Raw genomic sequence first — 367 nt, 5'->3', positions numbered from 1 at the left:
GCGGCGTAGGTGCCGCCACCGAAGATGACGATGGCGCCGATGGCCAGCCAGACCAGCAGGGCATCTTCGAGCCCCATTCCTTTGCGGTTCGGTGCACTCACAGCGCGCCTCCTTCTGTAGGCAGCACAGGTGCTGCCGGGTCCATCAGCGTTTCGGTCGGTGCGTGCCAGCGGGTGTCAGTGTCGTTCAGGCCATCGTTCTTCTCAATCGAGGTCAGCCCGATGTGGACGGGAATGCCGGGACGGCCGCCGACCTTGATCAGGAACTTGCCCCGGCCCGGGGGTTCGACGTCGAGGCCCCGGGAGTCCCAGGCGGGCGGGTCCTGCCACGAGATGAGCTTTTGCTGCTCCTGCCGGGACAGCGGGAT

At 66.5% G+C, this 367-nt stretch carries 1 protein-coding gene; it reads right to left on the bottom strand.

Translation table 11 applies throughout. The features are described 5' to 3' along the window. Positions 1 to 97: 97 nt before the first annotated feature. A partial coding sequence (locus tag AB4Z20_RS28150; protein WP_442091267.1) for a hypothetical protein occupies positions 98 to 367 on the bottom strand: 270 nt, incomplete at its 5' end.

This window comes from Pseudomonas sp. KB_12 (assembly GCF_052114545.1).
In the GTDB taxonomy this organism is placed as follows: domain Bacteria; phylum Pseudomonadota; class Gammaproteobacteria; order Pseudomonadales; family Pseudomonadaceae; genus Aquipseudomonas; species Aquipseudomonas brassicacearum.
The sequence above is the reverse complement of the archived record's forward strand: the minus strand, read 5'-3'. Positions and strand labels throughout refer to the sequence as shown.